Genomic DNA, 20,223 nt, shown 5'->3' with positions numbered 1-20,223 from the left:
CCGGGTAAGGCGTAGCCGCCACCCGGCACATGGGTTACTTCACGTCAAACCGGTCCAAATCCATCACTCGCGCCCACGCGGCAACAAAATCACGGACGAACTTCTCGTGTGCATCACTGCTGGCGTATACTTCGGCCAGCGCACGCAGGACGGCGTTTGAACCGAAGACCAGATCGGCGCGGGTGGCGGTGTATTTCACTTCTCCGCTGGCGCGATCGCTACCGGCAAACAGCTCGTTTGAGTCATCGGTCGCTTTCCACTGGGTGTTCATATCCAGCAGATTAACGAAGAAGTCGTTGCTCAGCACGCCCTCGCGGTTGGTAAACACGCCATTCTTGCTGCCATCGAAGTTTGCACCCAGTACGCGCAGACCGCCGATTAGCACCGTCAGTTCCGGCGCGGTCAGGGTCAGCTGCTGGGCTTTGTCGATCAGCAGCGACTCGGTGGTGGATACATCCACCTGCGCACGGTAGTTGCGGAAACCGTCGGCAACCGGTTCGAGCAGGTTAAACATCTCGATGTCCGTCTGGTCCTGACGCGCATCTACGCGGCCTGGGGTAAACGGTACGTTGACGTAAACGCCTGCCGCTTTCGCCGCCTGCTCAACGCCCACAACACCTGCCAGCACGATGATATCGGCCAGTGAGGCTTTATTAGTGGTGCGCTGAATAGCTTCCAGAGCCGGTAACGCCCGTACCGCCGCGGCGTTCACATCCCAGTCGCGCTGAGGCGCCAGCGCCAGACGCGCGCCGTTAGCGCCGCCACGCTTGTCGCCGCCGCGGAAGGTCGATGCCGACGCCCAGGCCACGGAAACCAGCTCGCTCACGGAGAGACCAGAGGCCGCGATTTCCGCTTTCAGGCTTTCAATATCTTCCTGCGTCGGATGGAACACCGGCTGCGGCAGCGGATCCTGCCAAATCAGATCTTCTTTCGGCACTTCCGGGCCGATGTACCGCGCTTTTGGCCCCATATCGCGGTGGGTCAGCTTGAACCACGCGCGCGCAAAGGCTTCGTTGAAGGCCTGCGGATCGTTCAGGAAGCGACGGGAAATTTTCTCGAATTCCGGATCAAAACGCAGCGTCAGGTCGGTGACCAGCATGGTTGGCTTGCGTTTTTTCGACGGGTCAAACGGGTCAGGCATAATTTCCGGCGCATCCACGGCTTCAAACTGAATGGCGCCCGCCGGGCTACGCGTCTGCACCCATTCGTATTTGAACAGGTTCTCGAAGAAGTAGTTGCTCCACTGGGTCGGGGTTTGAGACCAGATAACTTCCAGCCCGGAGGTGATGGCGTCAGCGCCAATACCGGTGCCGTGCGTGCTGGCCCAGCCCAGGCCCTGCGCTTCAATCGGTGACGCTTCCGGGTCAGTGCCCACATGCGTGGCTTCGCCTGCGCCGTGCGTTTTACCGAGCGTATGGCCGCCTGCAATCAGCGCGACGGTCTCTTCGTCGTTCATGCCCATGTTGCCAAAGGTAGCGCGGATCGCCGCCGCCGCAGACAGCGGTTCACCGCTGGCGTTTGGCCCTTCGGGGTTAACGTAAATCAGGCCCATTTCAGTGGCCGCAAGCGGGCGCTTCGCCAGCGCTTCCGGGTCACGGTGGGTCAGCCAGGCTTTTTCATCGCCCCAGTTCACATCCAGATCCGGTTCCCAGACGTCTTCACGCCCGGCACCGAAACCAAAAGTGCGGAAGCCGGAGTTCTCCAGCGCCACGTTACCCGCGAGGATAAACAGGTCGGCCCAGGAGATTTTTTGTCCGTATTTTTGCTTAACTGGCCACAGCAGACGGCGAGCCTTATCCAGGCTGACGTTATCAGGCCAGGAGTTCAGCGGCGCAAAACGTTGCTGGCCGCGCCCCGCGCCGCCGCGACCGTCAACGGAGCGATAGGTACCCGCACCGTGCCAGGCCATACGAATAAACAGGCCCGCATAGCTTCCCCAGTCGGCAGGCCACCACGGTTGTGAGTCGGTTAAAAGGGCTTTGAGATCGCCCTTAAGGGCGGAATAGTCGAGCTTGCTGAATTCTTTGCGGTAGTCGAAGTCTTCACCCAGCGGGTTCGAACGGTTGGAATGTTGGTTTAGAAGATCGATGCGGAGTTGTTTAGGCCACCAATCTTTGCTGCCGGTACCTGCACCCGCGCTGTGATCGACGCCGCCCTGGTGGAACGGACATTTGCCGGCGGATGCCGCGTTATTGGTCTCGTCTGACATGCTCATCGCTATGCTCCCTTTACAGTGTTACCGTTACGATATACACCACTAGCGATAAGAGATAGTTGAATTAATCCACAGATTCGATAGCTAATACCTTTTAACTCTCTGTTCGATTAAAAAGCCCTCGTTTTATGAGGGCTTTTTACTTTACAGCGCCGGGCGAACACCGAGCGTATGGCAAATGGCATAGCTCATTTCCGCGCGATTCAGGGTATAGAAATGGAAATCTTTCACCCCTTCGCGGCTTAAAATCTTCACCATGTCCATCGCGATATTGGCCCCCACCAGCTTGCGGGTTTCCGGGTCGTCGTCCAGCCCTTCATACATTTTGGACATCCACAGCGGAATGCGCACGTTGGTCATATCCGCGAATTTCTTCGCCTGTTTGAAGTTCGAGACCGGCAGAATACCAGGGATGATTTCGACATCAATACCTGCCGAGACGCAGCGGTCACGAAAGCGCAGGTAGCTTTCAACGTCAAAGAAGAACTGAGTAATCGCACGGTTAGCACCAGCCTCCACTTTACGCTTCAGGTTGAGCAGATCCGCCTGGGCACTTTTGGCTTCCGGGTGAACTTCAGGGTAGGCGGCCACGGAGATATCAAAGTCGGCAACGTCTTTCAGCAGGCCGACCAGATCGGCGGCAAACATCTCTGGCTTACCGCTGCCTGGCGGGAGGTCGCCGCGCAGGGCCACAATGTGGCGAATGCCGTTATTCCAGTAGTCCTGGGCAATGGCGTGCAGTTCATCACGGGTGGCGTCGATACAGGTCAGGTGCGGCGCCGCTTCCAGACCGGTTCGGTCTTTAATGCCCTTAATGATGCTGTGCGTGCGGTCACGCTCACCGGAGTTGGCGCCGTAGGTCACGGAGACGAACTTCGGCTTGAGGCTGCTCAGGCGATCGATAGAGCTCCACAGGGTTTGCTCCATTTCACTGGTGCGCGGCGGGAAAAATTCAAAAGAGACGTTAATCTGGCCGTTTACTTCGGCCAGGCTCTGGTTCAGTGCTTCCCGCTGGTTGGCGTGAAAAAAGCTCATACCCTACCCCTATCAATCGCGTGTCATTGTCTGTTGTGTTGTGAACTTCTATACGTTTAGACGTCCAGATGTAAAAATGACGGAAAAGCGGGATGACGTCAACAGAAATAATCAACATTAACGGTGAGGTTTGTTCAGGGAAGATGAAGGGCATTCATGATGGGGGTGAGTGCGGTCTGATACCCTCACCCTGACCCTCTCCCACAGGGAGAGGGAAATGCAGACGTTACAGCAGCTTAGCCAGACGATTAATGTCGGACTGAATGGCTCCGGCGGTGACATCGCGTCCCGCGCCCGGGCCACGGATCACCAGCGGGTTATCGCGGTACCAGCGGCTTTCGATGGCGAAGACGTTGTCGCATGGCAGGAGCGCCGCCAGCGGATGTTCAGGACGCACCGCCTCCACGCCCACGCGCGCTTTACCGTTCGCCTCGAAGCGCGCCACGTAACGCAGCACCAGCCCCATCTCGTTAGCCGCTTCCAGACGTTGCACCATCTGCTCGTTCAGCTCGTCGCCGTTCTCGAAGAAGTGATCGACGGACCCTTCCTCGCAGCCCGCAGGCACCAGCGACTCAACGCGTACCTGACCCGGCTCAATGTCGTAGCCGGCTTCACGCGCCAGGATCACCAGCTTGCGCATCACGTCTTTACCGGCAAGGTCAACGCGCGGATCCGGCTCGGTTAAACCCTGCTGCCACGCCTGATCCACCAGGTCGGTGAACGGCACGGTGCCGTCAAATTGCAGGAACAGCCAGGAGAGCGTGCCGGAGAAGATCCCGCTCAGCGCCAGAATGCTGTCGCCGCTTTCAATCAGATCGCGCACGGTATGGTTAACCGGCAGACCTGCGCCAACGGTGGCGTTATACAGCCAGTGACGACCCGTTTTTTCGAACGCGTCGTGGATCTGGCGATATTTATCAGTGCTGCTCGCGCCCGCCAGCTTGTTGGCGCTGATGACGTGGAACCCGTGGCTGGCGAAATCCAGATACTGATCGGCCAGCTGCTCGCTGGCGGTCACATCCAGCACTACCAGATCGTCATACGGGTGCGCACGCATCCACAGGAACAGCGACTCTTCATCTTGCTCGACGGCTTCATCATTAAAGAAGGCCAGCGCGCGGCTGGCATCCAGCCCTTCGTAGTTCAGCAGGCTGCGGCGGCTGTCCACCACGCCTGCGAGAATGAATTCGAACCCGGTACGCGCCGAGAGCGTGACCTGTTCGCGGGCGAACAGCTCCAGCCAGCGGGAACCGATGTTGCCTTTACCAAACAGCACCAGGCCGATGCGTTTTTCCGCACGGAACAGGGAGGTATGCAGGCCCTGAATCAGGCTCTCGGTTGGCCCTTTACGCAGAACGGCAACCAGGCTGATGCCCTCTTCTGATTGCCAGGTGAACTCCACCGGCTGGCCTTTCAGCTGCTGCCAGAAGCGGTGGCAGTGGAGCGGGTTACGGGTGACGCCCGCGCCCACCATCGCCACCAGCGCCAGCCCCTGACGCAGGCGAAGCTCGCCCGGCAGGCCTGCTTCATCCAGAATTTTCAGGGCGCTGTCCACCACTTCGGCGGTATAGCAGAACTGCAACAGCTGGCGATCGTTATGCACGCCAACGGCCAGCGGACGCACCTGAGCACGTTTCAGGATGGTGTCGATATCTTTGTGCGCCAGTTTGAAATCCTGGCCCGCAGGCACCTGGAACTCAATCAGGCAGATGTCATCGTGGCTGGTGACAATGCGCGCGCCCGTACCGGATGCCAGCACGCGCTCGATGCGGGTGGAACCCTGATCCGGCGTGTAGCTACAGCGTAGTTGCAGGTCGATGTCGCTGCCGGAAACCGGCTGTAGCGTGCGCGCGTGCAGCACCGGGGCCGCCAGACGCGCCAGCTCGCTCGCTTCGTCGAGACGCAGCAGCGGCAGCAGGCAGGCATCTTTCACTTTGCGCGGGTCCGCGCTGTACACACCGGCCACGTCGCTCCAGATGGTGACGCGGGACACGCCCGCCAGGGCACCAATCTGTGTTGCCGAGTAGTCAGAGCCGTTACGGCCCAGCAGAACGGTTTCGCCGGCATTGCTGCGGCTGATAAAGCCGGTGACGACAATACGTTTACCGGGATGTTGCACCAGCAGCTGTTGCAGCAGTGGGTAGGACAACCCTTCGTCCACCTGCGGCTGCGCGGCACGTTCGGCACGCAGGAAATCACGCGCGTCGAGCCAGGCGGCTTCCACACCCAGGTGTTGCAGCACGGCGGCCATCAGGCGCGCAGACCACACTTCACCGTGGCCAACCACTTCGGCATACACCGCATCGGTAATGCCGCTGTCCAGCAGAGCGGCCAGACGCTCAAGGTCGTGCGTAAAAGCGCTAATCAGCCCGTCCGCCACGTCCGCAGGCAGCAAACCGGCAATCAGTTCGCTCTGGTAACGACGTAAGGACTGTTGCACCTGATGCGCAGAGAGGCGATCGGTCTGGCTCAGTTTCAGCCAGCTAATCAACTGGTTGGTGGTGCTGCCTGCCGCAGAGACAACCATCATGTCCCCCGGCTGTGAATACTCGGTCATGATCCCTGCGACACGCAGGTAACATTTCACATCAGCAAGACTACTACCACCAAACTTGTGCAGCTGACGACCCTTCGCCCCTGCCTGCGCTATCACACTCATGATTACCCCTTGGCTGCGACCCGGAAGCCATTTTCCAGATCGGCAATTAAATCTTCAGAATCTTCAATACCGGTCGAGATACGCAGCAGCGTCTCGGAAATCCCGGCAGCGGCACGTGCTTCGGGTGCCATACCTGCGTGCGTCATAGTTGCGGCGTGGGAGATCAAGCTTTCTACTCCCCCTAAGGATTCCGCCAGCGTAAACAATGACAACCCGCTCAGGAAGCGACGCAGCGTTTGCTCGTCACCGTCCAGTTCAAAACTTAACATCGCGCCAAATCCTTTCTGTTGGCGCGCGGCAATCTCGTGCCCCTGGTTTTCCGGCAGCGACGGGTGATAAAGCTTTTTCACCAGCGGCTGGGTTTTCAGGAAATCCACGATCGCCTGGGCATTACGCTGCGCCACGTCCATACGCGGTGATAGCGTGCGAATACCGCGCAGCAGCAAATAGCTGTCGAACGCGCCCGCGGTGACGCCAATGTTATTGGCCCACCATGCCAGTTCGGTGACAACGTCGGGATCTTTGGCAATCACCACGCCCGCCACCACGTCAGAATGGCCGTTCAGATATTTCGTGCATGAATGCAACACCAGATCGGCACCCAGTGCCAGTGGGTTCTGAAGGGCCGGACTGAGGAACGTATTATCCACTACACTTATCGCTCCCGCATCCCTTGCGAGCTGACAAATTTTCGCAATATCGACTACGCGCAACAATGGATTGCTTGGACTTTCCACCAGAACCAGCTTCGGCTGCTCGGCAAGCGCCTGTTTCAGCGCCTGTTCGTCGTTTTGATCGACAAACAGCACACGGTAGCAGCCACGTTTCGCCAGGCTATCAAACAGACGATAGCTGCCGCCGTAACAGTCGTGTGGTGCCACCAGCAGATCGCCAGGTTTCAGGAACACTGTGGTTACCAGGTGAATGGCAGACATGCCGGTATTGGTTAATACCGCCCCTGCGCCGCCTTCCAGTTCCGCCAGCGCTCGCTGGGTGACGTCGCGCGTAGGATTGCCGCGACGCGAGTAGTCATGCGCGCGAGGTTCATTAAATCCGGTGAAATTATAGGTGCTGGAGAGATGAATTGGCGGGACAACGCAGCCGTACTGCTCGTCATCATTCAATCCGCTACGCACTGCGATGGTGGCCTGTTTACGCGTCATGGTGAGGCTTCCTGGCGAATGAGGTGAAAAGTCAGGCACCAGAGTAAACATTGAAAGTATGGACGTCAATACATCTGGACATCTAAACTTCTTTGCGTATAGATTGAGCAATGCGCAAATAGCCGTTAAAATTATATGCTTTAGGACACGCTACAGCGGCAATATCCGTGCCTCGGTATCGTCTCTACGGTAAACTACGCAAGATTACGGTTCAAAACTGATGGTTACGGGTTTTGCACCTTTAGATTAATGACTGAGAGGATTAAAGGTATCTCATGGCTGAATGGAGCGGCGAATATATCAGCCCATACGCTGAGCACGGTAAGAAGAGTGAGCAAGTCAAGAAAATCACGGTGTCCATTCCTCTGAAGGTGTTGAAGATCCTCACCGATGAACGTACGCGTCGTCAGGTGAACAACCTGCGTCACGCCACTAACAGCGAACTGCTGTGCGAAGCGTTCCTGCATGCGTTTACCGGCCAACCGTTGCCGAACGATGACGATCTGCGTAAAGAACGCAGTGACGAAATCCCGGAAGAGGCGAAGGTGATCATGCGTGAACTGGGTATCGACCCGGAGACCTGGGAATACTAACAGCGATGCGGTCCCGCTGAGGGTGCTCAGCGGGATGGTTTCTCAGAAGTTGTAACCTAAGCCGACACGCAGACGCGTTTGTCGGTCGTCAGTGGTAGCAGTGTTATAGCCGGAAGAGACATTACCCACCTCCACGAATGGCACCCACGAATCGATGTTATACGCCACGCGGAAGTTATATTCGTAATCCTCTTTTTTGTTGTTATACAGATCTTCGTTGTCGGCGAATTTATAAATTCCGTTCAGCTCAAACATCCAGTTATCAATATTATATCCCAGCCACATTTCCGGGCGATATACCAGTCTGTCATCTTTACCGTCTGCATTACGGCGGGTATATTCGGTACGATAACGGAACGCCGTCCACCAGCTGTCATTAATATTATACTGTACGCGTAAATAGGGTTTATAAATAGCCATGTCGTCACCCATTTCAACCGCGACACCCGGCTGCCAGATAAATCCCTGCCAGGTAAACTGGTAGCTGGCAGTATATTCGTTGCTGTTACTCTCCATATTATTGAGCGCATCATTAGATTGCTTTTCGTCTGAGCGTGAGACGGCCTCTACGGCCACACCAAAGCCCGTCCCGAAACGGTGTGACATGTATACACGGTCATAGTTACGTCCATCGTCGTAATACTCGTGTCGGTAATCAACATATCCCGCCTGCGCCGCGCACGATAGTAATGGAAGCACGAATAAAAGTTGCTTCAGTTTCATCCTTTTTCCCTCAAAGTAAATACACCCTGAAAGCCATCGCTGTTGAAATGGCAAATAAGAATTTATGTCGAGCGCAGTGTAATTTTACACCCAGAGGGAAACCTTTTATTTATTGCCATATCCGGCAATAAAATGGCAAACAGGCCAAGAATACAGAGATAAAGCTCACTATCCGTATAAATAGGAATATATTAAGACACGGTGATTATTTTTCGGAAAAATTAAAATATATATTTGAAGAGAAAATATAAATACAGAATTAATTCAGGAGAGATATTACAGGCACAAAAAAACCGCCCGGAGGCGGTTTCTTCTGGATGCTTATTTAGCGCCCGGGATGCTGAAACGCTTGTTGAAGCGGTCAACACGGCCACCGGTTGCAACATCACGCTGCTTACCAGTGTAGAACGGGTGGCATTTGCCGCACACGTCCAGGTTCAGATCGTGACCCACGGTAGAGCGGATCTGGATAGAGTTACCGCAAGAGCAGTTTGCAGTAATCATTTCGTATTTCGGGTGAATATCTTTTTTCATGGGAGAACCTCAGTTAAGGCCGCGTCGCTCTTCCAGCCCTAACGCCAGACACCACGCGATGTTGAATGTAAGTTCTTTGGCGTAAAATACACCAAAGGCGGCGAATCATACAGAATTTGACCAACGTATGCAAACTGATCCGCACGCCGCTTTCACTAATGTGTATACTAACGCGCCACTTTTCAAGTCAGGAAGATTCGATGCCCGTCGCTCACGTTGCCCTGCCCGTTCCGCTTCCCCGCACCTTTGACTACCTGCTGCCCGACAGCATGAGCGCCAAAGCGGGCTGTCGCGTGACCGTGCCGTTTGGCAAACAGCAGCGCGTGGGGATCGTGGTGTCCGTCAGTAATAAAAGCGAACTGCCGCTTAACGAGCTGAAATCGGTTGTTGAGGTGCTGGACAGCGAGCCGGTTTACTCCACCAGCACCTGGCGACTGCTGCTGTGGGCGGCAGATTATTATCATCATCCGATTGGCGATGTCCTGTTCCATGCCCTGCCCATTATGCTGCGCCAGGGTAAGAGCGCCAGCCACGCGCCAATGTGGTACTGGTTTGCCACCGAGCAGGGCCAGGCGGTGGACATTAACAGCCTGAAGCGCTCGCAAAAACAGCAGCAGGCGTTGGCCGCGCTGCGCCAGGGAAAAATCTGGCGCCATCAGGTCGACGAGCTTGAGGTAAGCGAAACCGCGTTGCAGGCATTAAGGAAGAAAGGGCTGAGCGAGCTGGCCAGTGAAGCACCTGCCCTTCACGACTGGCGCGACGGCTTTTCCGTCTCGGGCGATCGTCTGCGTCTGAATACCGAGCAGGCCACCGCCGTAGGCGCGATTCACAGCGCTGCCGATCGTTTTTCCGCCTGGCTGCTGGCGGGCGTCACCGGCTCCGGTAAAACCGAAGTGTATCTGAGCGTGCTGGAAAACGTGCTCGCGCAGGGCAAACAGGCGCTGGTGATGGTGCCGGAAATCGGCCTGACGCCGCAAACCATCGCGCGTTTCCGTGAACGTTTTAATGCGCCCGTTGAGGTTCTGCACTCCGGCCTGAACGACAGCGAGCGCCTCAGCGCCTGGCTGAAAGCGAAAAACGGCGAAGCGGCGATTGTGATCGGCACCCGTTCATCGCTGTTTACGCCGTTTAAAAATCTCGGCGTTATCGTGATCGATGAAGAGCATGACAGCTCCTATAAACAGCAGGAAGGCTGGCGCTATCACGCCCGCGACTTAGCCGTATACCGCGCCCACAGCGAGCAAATCCCCATTATTCTCGGGTCTGCCACCCCCGCGCTTGAAACGCTGCACAACGTTCGCCAGCGTAAATACCACATGCTGCGCCTGACGCGCCGCGCGGGAAATGCCCGCCCGGCCATTCAGCATGTGCTGGATCTGAAAGGTCAGCAGGTGCAGGCCGGGTTAGCGCCTGCGCTGATTAGCCGCATGCGTCAGCATTTGCAGGCGGGCAACCAGGTGATCCTGTTCCTGAACCGCCGCGGCTTTGCGCCTGCGCTGCTGTGCCACGACTGCGGCTGGATCGCGGAGTGCCCGCGCTGCGATCACTACTACACCTTCCACCAGGCTCAGCGCCATTTGCGCTGCCACCACTGCGACAGCCAGCGTCCGGTCCCCCGTCAGTGCCCGTCCTGCGGCTCAACGCACATCGTGCCGGTCGGTCTGGGAACGGAACAGCTTGAACAGGCGCTCGCGCCCTTCTTCCCGGATGTGCCCATCTCCCGTATCGACAGGGATACCACCAGCCGTAAAGGGGCGCTGGAGCAGCAACTGGCGGAAGTACATCGTGGCGGCGCGCGTATCCTGATTGGTACTCAGATGCTGGCGAAAGGGCACCACTTCCCGGACGTGACGCTGGTCGCCCTGCTGGACGTCGACGGCGCGCTGTTCTCCGCGGATTTTCGCTCCGCCGAGCGTTTCGCCCAGCTTTATACCCAGGTTGCCGGTCGCGCTGGTCGAGCGGGTAAGCAGGGCGAGGTGGTGCTGCAAACGCACCACCCTGAACATCCGCTGCTGCAAACCCTGCTGCACAAAGGCTATGACGCCTTCGCGGACCAGGCGCTGGCCGAACGTCAGACGATGCAGCTTCCCCCGTGGACCAGCCACGTTATCATCCGTGCGGAAGACCATAATAACCAGCAGGCGCCGCTGTTCCTGCAACAGCTGAGAAACCTCCTGCAAGCCAGCCCACTGGTGGATAATCAGCTGTGGATTTTAGGCCCGGTACCCGCGCTCGCCCCGAAACGCGGCGGCCGTTTCCGCTGGCAACTCTTACTTCAGCACCCCTCGCGTATCCGTTTACAGCAGATCGTCAGCGGCACGCTGGCGCTGATCAATACCCTGCCGGAAGCGCGAAAAGTGAAGTGGGTTCTGGACGTCGATCCGATTGAAGGCTGAAGACGGATCGAAAAATTTAATGCGCCTCACACTTTTTATGAAAATTCTGTAACCGATTCCATTAACTATCTGTAAAAATGGTGCGGTCCGCAGTTCGGTGTTCAGGCGAGGAGAAGACGTTGAAGTCCAGGAAAGAGGTTGCCTCGGCGACCATGAAAGACGTTGCCGAGAAAGCACAAGTCTCAACAGCAACCGTGTCCCGCGCATTGATGAACCCTGACAAAGTCTCCCAGGCGACCCGAAACCGGGTTGAAAAGGCGGCGCTTGAGGTCGGTTATTTTCCGCAAGCCATGGGGCGTAACGTAAAACGCAACGAATCCCGCACCATCCTGGTGATCGTGCCGGACATCTGCGATCCCTTCTTCAGCGAAATCATCCGCGGCATTGAAGTCACGGCCGCCGCCCAGGGCTATCTGGTGCTGATTGGCGATTGTGCCCACCAGAACCAGCAGGAAAAAACGTTCATCGACCTGATCATCACCAAGCAGATTGATGGCATGCTGCTGCTTGGCTCACGCCTGCCGTTTGATGCCAGCATTGAAGAACAGCGCAATTTACCGCCGATGGTCATGGCGAACGAATTCGCGCCGGAGCTGGAGCTGCCAACCGTTCATATCGATAACCTCACCGCCGCGTTCAACGCCGTGAACTATCTTCAGGAACTGGGGCATAAGCGCATCGGTTGTATCGCCGGACCAGAAGAGATGCCGCTGTGTCATTACCGCTTGCAGGGCTACGTTCAGGCGCTGCGCCGTACCGGGGCTATCGTCGATCCGCACTACATTGCGCGCGGTGATTTCACCTTTGAAGCGGGCGGGCAGGCGCTGGAAAAATTGCTGGCCTTGCCAGAACCGCCTACCGCGGTCTTCTGCCACAGCGACGTGATGGCGCTAGGGGCGTTATCCTACGCCAAACGTCACGGCCTGCGTGTGCCGCAGGACCTGTCGATAATCGGTTTTGATAATATTTCGCTTTCGGAGTTTTGCGATCCGCCGCTTTCGACCGTTGCACAGCCGCGGTATGACATTGGCCGGGAAGCGATGCTGCTTTTGCTGGATCAGCTGCACGGTCAAACAGTTAGCAGTGGGTCACGGCTACTGGATTGTGAGCTAATTGTGCGCGGCTCTACCCAGGCATTAACTTAAAGTAAATACCTTTCGACACCCTTATCTGGTCAAAGCCCCGTCGCTTAAGTAACATGGCGGGCTGACGAACGAATAAATACAGCGAAACGATAGTGGCACAACGAGATTATGTACGTCGCGGCCAGCCGGCACCTTCGCGACGCAAAAAGAGTAGTTCAAAAAGCAAGCAACGTAGCCTGTCTGCTGTCTCCCCAGCCATGGTCGCCATTGCTGCGGCCGTGCTGGTGGCCTTTATTGGCGGCCTCTACTTCATTACGCATCATAAAAAAGAAGAGTCTGAAGCCCTTCAGGGTAACAAGGTCGTCGGCAACGGCCTTCCTCCTAAGCCTGAAGAGCGCTGGCGCTACATTAAAGAGCTGGAAAGCCGCCAGCCTGGCGTACGTGCGCCTACCGAGCCTTCTGCCGGGGGTGAAGTGAAGAATGCCGATCAGCTGACGGACGAACAGCGTCAATTGCTCGCTCAGATGCAGGCGGACATGCGCCAGCAGCCTACGCAGTTGAACGAAGTGCCGTGGAACGAACAAACCCCGGCGCAGCGTCAGCAAACATTGCAGCGCCAGCGTCAGGCTCAGCAGCAAACGCAACAGCAGCAGTGGACGCAGACGCAGCCGGTACAGCAGCCGCGTTCACAACCGCAGCAGCAGACGCGTACCGTACAAACTCAGCCTGTCCAGCAGCAACCGAAGGCGCAGCCGCAGAAGCAAACGGCACAGCCGTATCAGGATCTGTTGCAGACGCCTGCGCATACCACTGCGCAACAGCCAAAAACGCAGCAGGCTGCGCCGGTCACCAAAGAGACCGAGGTGCCGAAGCAGACGGCTGAGAAAAAAGATGAACGCCGCTGGATGGTTCAGTGCGGTTCGTTTAAAGGCGCCGAACAGGCAGAAACGGTGCGTGCTCAGCTGGCATTTGAAGGATTTGACTCACGCATTACCACCAATAACGGCTGGAATCGCGTAGTGATTGGACCGGTCAAAGGCAAAGAAAATGCCGATGGCACCATTTCCCGTTTGAAAGTGGCTGGCCACACAAACTGCATTCGACTCGCCTCCGGGGGTTGAAACCCCCAAAATCCCCCCCATCTATCATTTAATTCAGCCCTGAGCACAGGCTCAGGGCTTCTGTTTCCCGAATCTGTAACCAGGGGGTCTGCTCGTGACAACAATAGTAAGTGTACGCCGTAACGGCCAGGTGGTAATTGCCGGTGATGGCCAGGCCACGCTGGGTAATACCGTCATGAAAGGCAACGTGAAGAAAGTACGTCGTCTTTATAACGACAAAGTGATCGCCGGTTTCGCAGGCGGCACGGCTGATGCCTTCACGCTGTTTGAACTGTTTGAACGCAAACTGGAAATGCATCAGGGTCATCTGGTGAAAGCCGCCGTTGAGCTGGCAAAAGACTGGCGTACCGACCGCATGCTACGCAAGCTCGAAGCGCTGCTGGCCGTGGCTGACGAAAACGCCTCGCTGATCATCACCGGTAACGGCGACGTAGTTCAGCCTGAAAACGACCTGATTGCCATCGGCTCTGGCGGCCCGTACGCCCAGGCCGCAGCCCGTGCGCTGTTGGAAAATACCGACATGAACGCGCGCGATATCGCGGTGAAAGCGTTGGATATTGCAGGTGATATCTGCATCTATACCAACCACAATCACACCATCGAAGAATTACCGTCTAAAGCGTAAGGATCGCCCATGTCTGAAATGACCCCACGCGAAATTGTCAGCGAACTGAACAAACACATTATCGGCCAGGACAATGCCAAGCGCTCCGTGGCTATCGCACTGCGTAACCGCTGGCGTCGCATGCAGCTCGACGAAGAGCTTCGCCACGAAGTGACGCCAAAAAATATTCTGATGATCGGCCCGACCGGTGTGGGTAAAACCGAAATCGCCCGTCGTCTGGCCAAACTGGCTAACGCGCCGTTCATCAAAGTTGAAGCCACTAAGTTCACCGAAGTGGGCTATGTGGGTAAAGAAGTGGACTCCATCATCCGCGATCTGACCGATTCGGCGATTAAGATGGTGCGCGTCCAGGCGATTGAGAAAAACCGCTATCGCGCCGAAGAGATGGCCGAAGAGCGTATTCTCGACGTGCTGATCCCACCGGCAAAAAACAACTGGGGACAGGCTGAACAGCAGTCTGAACCTTCTGCTGCGCGTCAGGCATTCCGCAAAAAACTGCGCGAAGGCGAGCTGGACGATAAAGAGATTGAGATCGATCTCGCTGCCGCGCCAATGGGTGTGGAAATTATGGCGCCTCCGGGCATGGAAGAGATGACCAGCCAGTTGCAGTCCATGTTCCAGAACCTGGGCGGGCAAAAGCAGAAAGCGCGTAAGCTGAAAATCAAAGACGCGATGAAGCTGCTGATTGAAGAAGAAGCCGCGAAGCTGGTTAACCCGGAGGAGCTGAAACAGGACGCTATCGACGCGGTTGAGCAGCACGGTATCGTGTTTATCGACGAAATCGACAAAATCTGTAAGCGCGGCAACGCGTCCGGCCCGGATGTCTCCCGCGAAGGCGTTCAGCGCGACCTGCTGCCGCTGGTGGAAGGGTGCACCGTCTCCACCAAGCACGGCATGGTTAAAACTGACCACATTCTGTTTATCGCCTCCGGTGCGTTCCAGATTGCCAGCCCGTCTGACCTGATCCCGGAACTCCAGGGTCGTCTGCCAATCCGCGTTGAGTTGCAGGCGCTGACCACCGAAGATTTCGAACGTATCCTGACTGAGCCAAACGCTTCTGTGACCGTACAGTATAAAGCGCTGATGGCGACCGAAGGCGTGAACATTGAATTTACCGATGACGGTATCAAGCGCATCGCCCAGGCCGCGTGGCAGGTCAACGAAACCACCGAGAACATCGGTGCGCGTCGTCTGCACACCGTGCTGGAACGCCTGATGGAAGACATCTCTTATGATGCGAGCGACCTTAACGGTCAAAGCATTACCATTGACGCAGACTATGTGGGCAAACACCTGGATGCGTTAGTGGCAGATGAAGATCTGAGCCGTTTTATTCTATAATCGCGTTCAATGCATTTTCATCACTGTTGATGGGGGCTATGGCCCCCATTTTTATTGGCTAAATAACTATGACTGATATCAGCCGTACACAGGCGTGGCTCGAAAGTCTGCGCCCTAAAACGCTTCCTCTGGCTTTTGCCGCCATTATTGTCGGTACCTCGCTTGCCTGGTGGCAGGGTCATTTCGATCCGCTGGTAGCAGGCCTGGCGCTTGTCACCGCCGGGCTGCTGCAAATCCTCTCTAATCTCGCCAATGATTACGGCGATGCGGTAAAGGGCAGCGACAAGCCTGACCGTATCGGGCCGCTGCGCGGGATGCAAAAAGGGGTGATTACCCAGGCACAGATGAAACGGGCGCTGATTATCACCGTGGTATTGATTTGCCTGTCCGGGCTGGCGCTGGTGACGGTCGCGTCGAAAACCACCAGTGATTTCATTGGCTTCCTGGTGCTGGGCTTGCTTGCCATTATTGCAGCCATTACCTATACCGTCGGGACGCGTCCTTACGGGTATATTGGTCTGGGCGACATCTCCGTGCTGGTGTTCTTCGGCTGGCTGAGCGTGATGGGAAGCTGGTACTTGCAGGCGCATACGGTGATACCAGCCCTGTTCCTGCCGGCGACCGCCTGCGGTCTGCTGGCGACGGCGGTGCTGAATATCAATAACCTGCGCGACATCGACAGCGACCGCGAGAACGGTAAAAACACGCTGGCCGTGCGTCTGGGTCCGGTGAATGCACGCCGCTATCACGCCTTCCTGCTCATCGGCGCGCTGGTCTGCCTGGCACTGTTCAATCTGATCTCTCTGCACAGCCTGTGGGGCTGGCTGTTTGTGCTCGCCGCACCGCTGCTGATTAAGCAGGCCCGCTATGTCATGCGTGAACTCAGCCCGGCCGCCATGCCACCGATGCTGGAACGTACGGTAAAAGGCGCGTTACTGACTAACCTGCTGTTCGTCATCGGGATTGTCTTAAGCCAGACGCTGAGTTAGCTGACAAATATCAATTAACAATTGATGATTTTGCCAACAACGCATTTCGCACGATATACTGAACACATTCGCAGCAACAGAGCGTTAAACCTATGAAATACGATACCTCCGAGCTTTGTGACATCTACCAGGAAGATGTCAACGTCGTTGAACCCCTGTTCTCCAACTTTGGTGGACGGTCGTCGTTTGGCGGACAAATCATCACGGTGAAATGTTTCGAGGACAACGGGTTGCTGTACGATCTGCTCGAAGAGAACGGTCGTGGCCGCGTTCTGCTGGTGGATGGTGGCGGTTCAGTGCGCCGTGCACTGATCGATGCGGACCTCGCCCGCCTTGCGGTGCAAAACGAGTGGGAAGGGATTGTGGTCTACGGCTCCGTGCGCCAGGTGGACGATCTGGAAGATCTGGATATCGGTATTCAGGCCATTGCCGCCATTCCGGTTGGCGCAGCGGGTGAAGGCATCGGCGAAAGCGACGTGCGCGTTAACTTCGGCGGCGTGACCTTCTTCTCGGGTGACCACCTTTATGCTGACAATACCGGCATTATCCTTTCTGAGGATGCGCTGGATATTGAGTAGTTAATCGGTAAGCGAGATGCATAAAAAAGCCGGGTGGCGGCTACGCCTTACCCGGCCTGTTCAATTCATTCCCAAGGAAATCAGACTTCTTCCATACGTCCCAGCAGCGCCTGCAAGCGTTCCTGCCAGCCGTTCTGCTGTTCGCGCAGCTGGTTGTTTTCGCGCTCCAGTTCTTCGCGGCTGTGCTGAGCGTTCTGAACTTCCTGAGACAGGGAGTTGTTCTTCTCTTTCAGTTCTTCAATTTCCATTTGCAGCAGCGTGATGGTGTCAATCGCCTGCTGTACTTTCGATTCCAGTTTCTCAAACACTTCTAAAGACATGATCCTACCTCTCCTGAATTGCAAGGCGACGCTTTAACGTAAACGCGCACAACATATGTTCCGATTGTATGGAGCGCCGTCGCCCCTGTCCAGCGGCATGCCACGCAGATCGTGGTTTGCAACACTTTTCGGCCTCGTCCTGGTGCGTTCGCCGCATATACCCCTAAGTTGTTAACCCATAAGTTAAAGAAATGATTCAACCCACAATCATTACCTGATGCAAAAACGCGCTTTATGGCGCGAAAACGCTCATTTTATTGACACAGACCACACATTTCGATTTCGATATTTCTCGTTTGTGCTCGTTAACGATAAATTAACACTATGTCTACAGGGCATCGTGACTGTCACGGGCGGTCACGCAAACAATAAACATTACTCTTTTGCAGGATTCCGATTATGAGTCAGACATCAACCTTAAAAGGCCAGTGCATTGCCGAGTTCCTGGGTACCGGGTTGTTGATATTCTTCGGAGTAGGCTGTGTCGCTGCACTGAAAGTGGCGGGTGCCAGTTTTGGTCAGTGGGAAATCAGTATTATCTGGGGTCTGGGCGTGGCGATGGCCATCTACCTGACCGCAGGGGTTTCCGGCGCACATCTTAACCCGGCGGTGACCATCGCGTTGTGGCTATTCGCGTGCTTTGACGGACGCAAAGTTGTTCCTTTCATCATTTCGCAATTTGCCGGCGCCTTTTGCGCAGCGGCGTTAGTTTACGGGCTTTATTACAATCTTTTCATCGACTTCGAACAGACGCATCATATGGTGCGTGGCAGTGTCGAAAGTCTGGATCTGGCAGGCATTTTCTCAACGTATCCGAATCCGCATATCAATTTTGTGCAGGCGTTCGCAGTTGAAATGGTGATTACCGCTATTCTGATGGGCGTCATTATGGCGCTGGGCGACGACGGAAACGGCATTCCGCGCGGCCCGCTGGCACCACTTCTGATTGGCCTTCTGATTGCGGTGATTGGCGCATCCATGGGTCCGCTGACCGGTTTTGCGATGAATCCGGCGCGTGACCTGGGTCCAAAAACCTTCGCCTTCTTTGCGGGATGGGGCGATGTCGCCTTCACGGGCGGCAAAGACATTCCTTACTTCCTGGTTCCGCTGTTCGGGCCAATTGTAGGGGCGGCACTGGGCGCATTCGGCTATCGCAAATTAATTGGTCGCCACTTACCGTGCGACACCTGTGTGGAAGAGGAAAAAGAGACAACTTCCACCACACAACAAAAAGCTTCGCTGTAATCTGACTACGGGACACATACCATGACCGAAAAAAAATATATCGTTGCGCTCGACCAGGGCACTACCAGCTCCCGCGCTGTCGTAATGGATCATGACGCGAACATTGTCAGCGTGTCTCAACGCGAATTTGAGCAAATTTATCCGCGTCCAGGCTGGGTTGAACACGACCCGATGGAGATCTGGGCGTCACAAAGCTCCACGCTGGTGGAAGTGCTGGCGAAAGCCGACATCAGTTCTGACCAGATTGCCGCTATCGGTATCACCAACCAGCGTGAAACGACTGTGGTCTGGGAGCGCGAAACCGGTAAGCCCATCTACAACGCCATCGTCTGGCAGTGCCGCCGTACGTCAGAGATCTGCGAACAGCTGAAGCGCGACGGGATGGAAGAGTACGTGCGCAGCGCCACCGGCCTGGTGGTTGACCCCTATTTCTCCGGCACCAAAGTGAAGTGGATCCTCGACCACGTGGAAGGTTCACGCGAGCGCGCACGTCGTGGCGAGCTGCTCTTCGGTACCGTCGATACCTGGCTTATCTGGAAGATGACTCAGGGACGCGTTCACGTCACCGACTACACCAACGCCTCGCGCACCATGCTGTTCAACATCAACACTCTGGAGTGGGATGACAAGATGCTGGACGCGCTGGACATTCCGCGAGCGATGCTGCCAGACGTGCGTAAATCTTCAGAAGTGTACGGCCAGACCAACATTGGCGGTAAAGGCGGCACGCGTATTCCTATCGCCGGTATCGCCGGTGACCAGCAGGCAGCCCTGTTCGGCCAGCTGTGCGTAAAAGAAGGGATGGCGAAGAACACCTACGGCACCGGCTGCTTTATGCTGATGAACACGGGCGAGAAAGCGGTGAAATCAGAAAACGGTCTGCTGACCACCATCGCCTGCGGCCCGCGCGGCGAAGTGAACTATGCCCTGGAAGGCGCGGTATTCATGGCGGGTGCCTCCATTCAGTGGCTGCGCGACGAGATGAAGCTGATTAGCGACGCGTTTGACTCCGAATACTTCGCGACCAAAGTGAAAGACACCAACGGCGTGTACGTGGTGCCAGCGTTCACCGGTCTGGGCGCACCGTACTGGGATCCGTACGCCCGCGGCGCGATTTTCGGCCTGACGCGCGGCGTGAACTCAAACCACATCATTCGCGCGACGCTGGAATCCATCGCCTACCAGACGCGCGACGTGCTGGAAGCGATGCAGGCTGACTCTGGCATTCGTCTGCACGCCCTGCGCGTGGACGGCGGTGCAGTAGCCAACAACTTTCTGATGCAGTTCCAGTCCGACATTCTGGGCACTCGCGTTGAACGTCCTGAGGTGCGAGAAGTGACGGCGCTGGGCGCGGCGTATCTGGCAGGTCTGGCGGTTGGCTTCTGGCAAAACCTCGACGAGCTTCAGGAAAAAGCGGTTATCGAACGCGAATTCCGTCCTGGCATCGAAACCACCGAGCGCAACTACCGCTACAGCGGCTGGAAGAAAGCGGTGAAACGTGCCCTGGCGTGGGAAGAGCACGACGAGTAAGCCTATATTCCCTCTCCCCTGGGGAGAGGGTTAGGGTGAGGGGCTCCAACCGCACCGGTCCCCTCGACCCT

At 56.4% G+C, this 20,223-nt stretch carries 17 protein-coding genes; 10 read left to right on the top strand and 7 right to left on the bottom strand.

The genetic code is table 11. The features are described 5' to 3' along the window. Positions 1–34: 34 nt before the first annotated feature. The 4 genes from katG to metB all read right to left on the bottom strand — a co-directional run bounded on the left by katG (position 35) and on the right by metB (position 7,072). The gene (katG, locus tag AM329_RS18825) at positions 35–2,215 is read right to left on the bottom strand and encodes a catalase/peroxidase HPI (RefSeq protein ID WP_003862046.1); all 2,181 of its coding nucleotides are present in this window, start codon (positions 2,213–2,215) and stop codon (positions 35–37) included. Between the two features lie 144 nt (positions 2,216–2,359). Continuing rightward, the gene (gene metF / locus AM329_RS18820) at positions 2,360–3,250 is read right to left on the bottom strand and encodes a methylenetetrahydrofolate reductase (RefSeq protein ID WP_032608105.1); all 891 of its coding nucleotides are present in this window, start codon (positions 3,248–3,250) and stop codon (positions 2,360–2,362) included. A 226-nt stretch (positions 3,251–3,476) separates the two neighbouring features. Then, complete coding sequence (locus tag AM329_RS18815; RefSeq protein ID WP_003862044.1) at positions 3,477–5,909, bottom strand: bifunctional aspartate kinase/homoserine dehydrogenase II; 2,433 nt, start codon at positions 5,907–5,909, stop codon at positions 3,477–3,479. Between the two features lie 2 nt (positions 5,910–5,911). Further along, positions 5,912–7,072 (bottom strand): cystathionine gamma-synthase, encoded by a 1,161-nt coding sequence (metB, locus tag AM329_RS18810; RefSeq protein ID WP_017383102.1) that lies wholly within the window; start codon positions 7,070–7,072, stop codon positions 5,912–5,914. Positions 7,073–7,347: 275 nt separating this feature from the next. Between metB and metJ the strand changes: the two genes are divergently transcribed. Continuing rightward, entirely contained in the window at positions 7,348–7,665 is a 318-nt protein-coding gene (gene metJ / locus AM329_RS18805) for a met regulon transcriptional regulator MetJ (protein ID WP_003862042.1), read from the top strand. Positions 7,666–7,707: 42 nt separating this feature from the next. Here metJ and AM329_RS18800 read toward each other — a convergent pair whose 3' ends face one another. Then, on the bottom strand, positions 7,708–8,388 hold the full coding sequence (locus tag AM329_RS18800; protein ID WP_032608106.1) for an oligogalacturonate-specific porin KdgM family protein: 681 nt from the start codon (positions 8,386–8,388) through the stop codon (positions 7,708–7,710). Positions 8,389–8,709: 321 nt separating this feature from the next. Next, positions 8,710–8,922: a 50S ribosomal protein L31 gene (gene rpmE, locus AM329_RS18795; RefSeq protein ID WP_003862040.1), complete on the bottom strand. Its 213-nt coding sequence runs from the start codon at positions 8,920–8,922 to the stop codon at positions 8,710–8,712. Positions 8,923–9,122: 200 nt separating this feature from the next. Between rpmE and priA the strand changes: the two genes are divergently transcribed. From priA to rraA, 7 genes are all read left to right on the top strand, one after another. Then, positions 9,123–11,318, top strand: a complete 2,196-nt coding sequence (priA, locus tag AM329_RS18790; protein ID WP_023315037.1) for a primosomal protein N' — start codon at positions 9,123–9,125, stop codon at positions 11,316–11,318. 119 nt (positions 11,319–11,437) lie between these two features. Further along, positions 11,438–12,463 (top strand): DNA-binding transcriptional regulator CytR, encoded by a 1,026-nt coding sequence (gene cytR / locus AM329_RS18785; RefSeq protein ID WP_003862038.1) that lies wholly within the window; start codon positions 11,438–11,440, stop codon positions 12,461–12,463. A 92-nt stretch (positions 12,464–12,555) separates the two neighbouring features. After that, positions 12,556–13,524, top strand: a complete 969-nt coding sequence (ftsN, locus tag AM329_RS18780) for a cell division protein FtsN (protein WP_003862037.1) — start codon at positions 12,556–12,558, stop codon at positions 13,522–13,524. A 94-nt stretch (positions 13,525–13,618) separates the two neighbouring features. After that, positions 13,619–14,149: an ATP-dependent protease subunit HslV gene (hslV, locus tag AM329_RS18775; protein WP_003862036.1), complete on the top strand. Its 531-nt coding sequence runs from the start codon at positions 13,619–13,621 to the stop codon at positions 14,147–14,149. Positions 14,150–14,158: 9 nt separating this feature from the next. After that, positions 14,159–15,490 carry an HslU--HslV peptidase ATPase subunit gene (gene hslU, locus AM329_RS18770; protein WP_003862035.1) on the top strand — a complete coding sequence of 444 codons (1,332 nt, stop codon included), beginning with the start codon at positions 14,159–14,161 and terminating at the stop codon, positions 15,488–15,490. Positions 15,491–15,552: 62 nt separating this feature from the next. Beyond that, positions 15,553–16,479 (top strand): 1,4-dihydroxy-2-naphthoate polyprenyltransferase, encoded by a 927-nt coding sequence (gene menA / locus AM329_RS18765; RefSeq protein ID WP_086623599.1) that lies wholly within the window; start codon positions 15,553–15,555, stop codon positions 16,477–16,479. Between the two features lie 92 nt (positions 16,480–16,571). Then, entirely contained in the window at positions 16,572–17,057 is a 486-nt protein-coding gene (gene rraA, locus AM329_RS18760; protein ID WP_003862032.1) for a ribonuclease E activity regulator RraA, read from the top strand. An 80-nt stretch (positions 17,058–17,137) separates the two neighbouring features. Here the strand turns inward: rraA and zapB are convergent, their stop codons facing one another. Continuing rightward, positions 17,138–17,377, bottom strand: a complete 240-nt coding sequence (gene zapB / locus AM329_RS18755; RefSeq protein WP_003862031.1) for a septal ring assembly protein ZapB — start codon at positions 17,375–17,377, stop codon at positions 17,138–17,140. Positions 17,378–17,776: 399 nt separating this feature from the next. On the opposite strand from zapB, the gene AM329_RS18750 reads away from it, so the two are divergent. Together AM329_RS18750 and glpK are read left to right on the top strand one after the other, a co-directional pair. Continuing rightward, complete coding sequence (locus tag AM329_RS18750) at positions 17,777–18,622, top strand: MIP/aquaporin family protein (protein WP_003862030.1); 846 nt, start codon at positions 17,777–17,779, stop codon at positions 18,620–18,622. 21 nt (positions 18,623–18,643) lie between these two features. After that, positions 18,644–20,152 carry a glycerol kinase GlpK gene (gene glpK / locus AM329_RS18745; RefSeq protein ID WP_003862028.1) on the top strand — a complete coding sequence of 503 codons (1,509 nt, stop codon included), beginning with the start codon at positions 18,644–18,646 and terminating at the stop codon, positions 20,150–20,152. The last annotated feature ends 71 nt before the right edge of the window (positions 20,153–20,223 follow it).

The sequence above is a fragment of the Enterobacter cloacae complex sp. AR_0002 genome, assembly GCF_001922365.1.
Classification (GTDB): Bacteria; Pseudomonadota; Gammaproteobacteria; order Enterobacterales; family Enterobacteriaceae; genus Enterobacter; species Enterobacter hormaechei_C.
The sequence above is the reverse complement of the archived record's forward strand: the minus strand, read 5'-3'. Positions and strand labels throughout refer to the sequence as shown.

Bases quoted from the DNA above. Each gene is read 5' to 3' on its own strand.
- katG (WP_003862046.1), bottom strand. From the start codon at position 2,215: ATGAGCATGTCAGACGAGACCAATAACGCGGCATCCGCCGGCAAATGT.
- metF (WP_032608105.1), bottom strand. From the start codon at position 3,250: ATGAGCTTTTTTCACGCCAACCAGCGGGAAGCACTGAACCAGAGCCTG.
- AM329_RS18815 (WP_003862044.1), bottom strand. From the start codon at position 5,909: ATGAGTGTGATAGCGCAGGCAGGGGCGAAGGGTCGTCAGCTGCACAAG.
- metB (WP_017383102.1), bottom strand. From the start codon at position 7,072: ATGACGCGTAAACAGGCCACCATCGCAGTGCGTAGCGGATTGAATGAT.
- metJ (WP_003862042.1), top strand. From the start codon at position 7,348: ATGGCTGAATGGAGCGGCGAATATATCAGCCCATACGCTGAGCACGGT.
- AM329_RS18800 (WP_032608106.1), bottom strand. From the start codon at position 8,388: ATGAAACTGAAGCAACTTTTATTCGTGCTTCCATTACTATCGTGCGCG.
- rpmE (WP_003862040.1), bottom strand. From the start codon at position 8,922: ATGAAAAAAGATATTCACCCGAAATACGAAATGATTACTGCAAACTGC.
- priA (WP_023315037.1), top strand. From the start codon at position 9,123: ATGCCCGTCGCTCACGTTGCCCTGCCCGTTCCGCTTCCCCGCACCTTT.
- hslU (WP_003862035.1), top strand. From the start codon at position 14,159: ATGTCTGAAATGACCCCACGCGAAATTGTCAGCGAACTGAACAAACAC.
- rraA (WP_003862032.1), top strand. From the start codon at position 16,572: ATGAAATACGATACCTCCGAGCTTTGTGACATCTACCAGGAAGATGTC.
- zapB (WP_003862031.1), bottom strand. From the start codon at position 17,377: ATGTCTTTAGAAGTGTTTGAGAAACTGGAATCGAAAGTACAGCAGGCG.
- AM329_RS18750 (WP_003862030.1), top strand. From the start codon at position 17,777: ATGAGTCAGACATCAACCTTAAAAGGCCAGTGCATTGCCGAGTTCCTG.
- glpK (WP_003862028.1), top strand. From the start codon at position 18,644: ATGACCGAAAAAAAATATATCGTTGCGCTCGACCAGGGCACTACCAGC.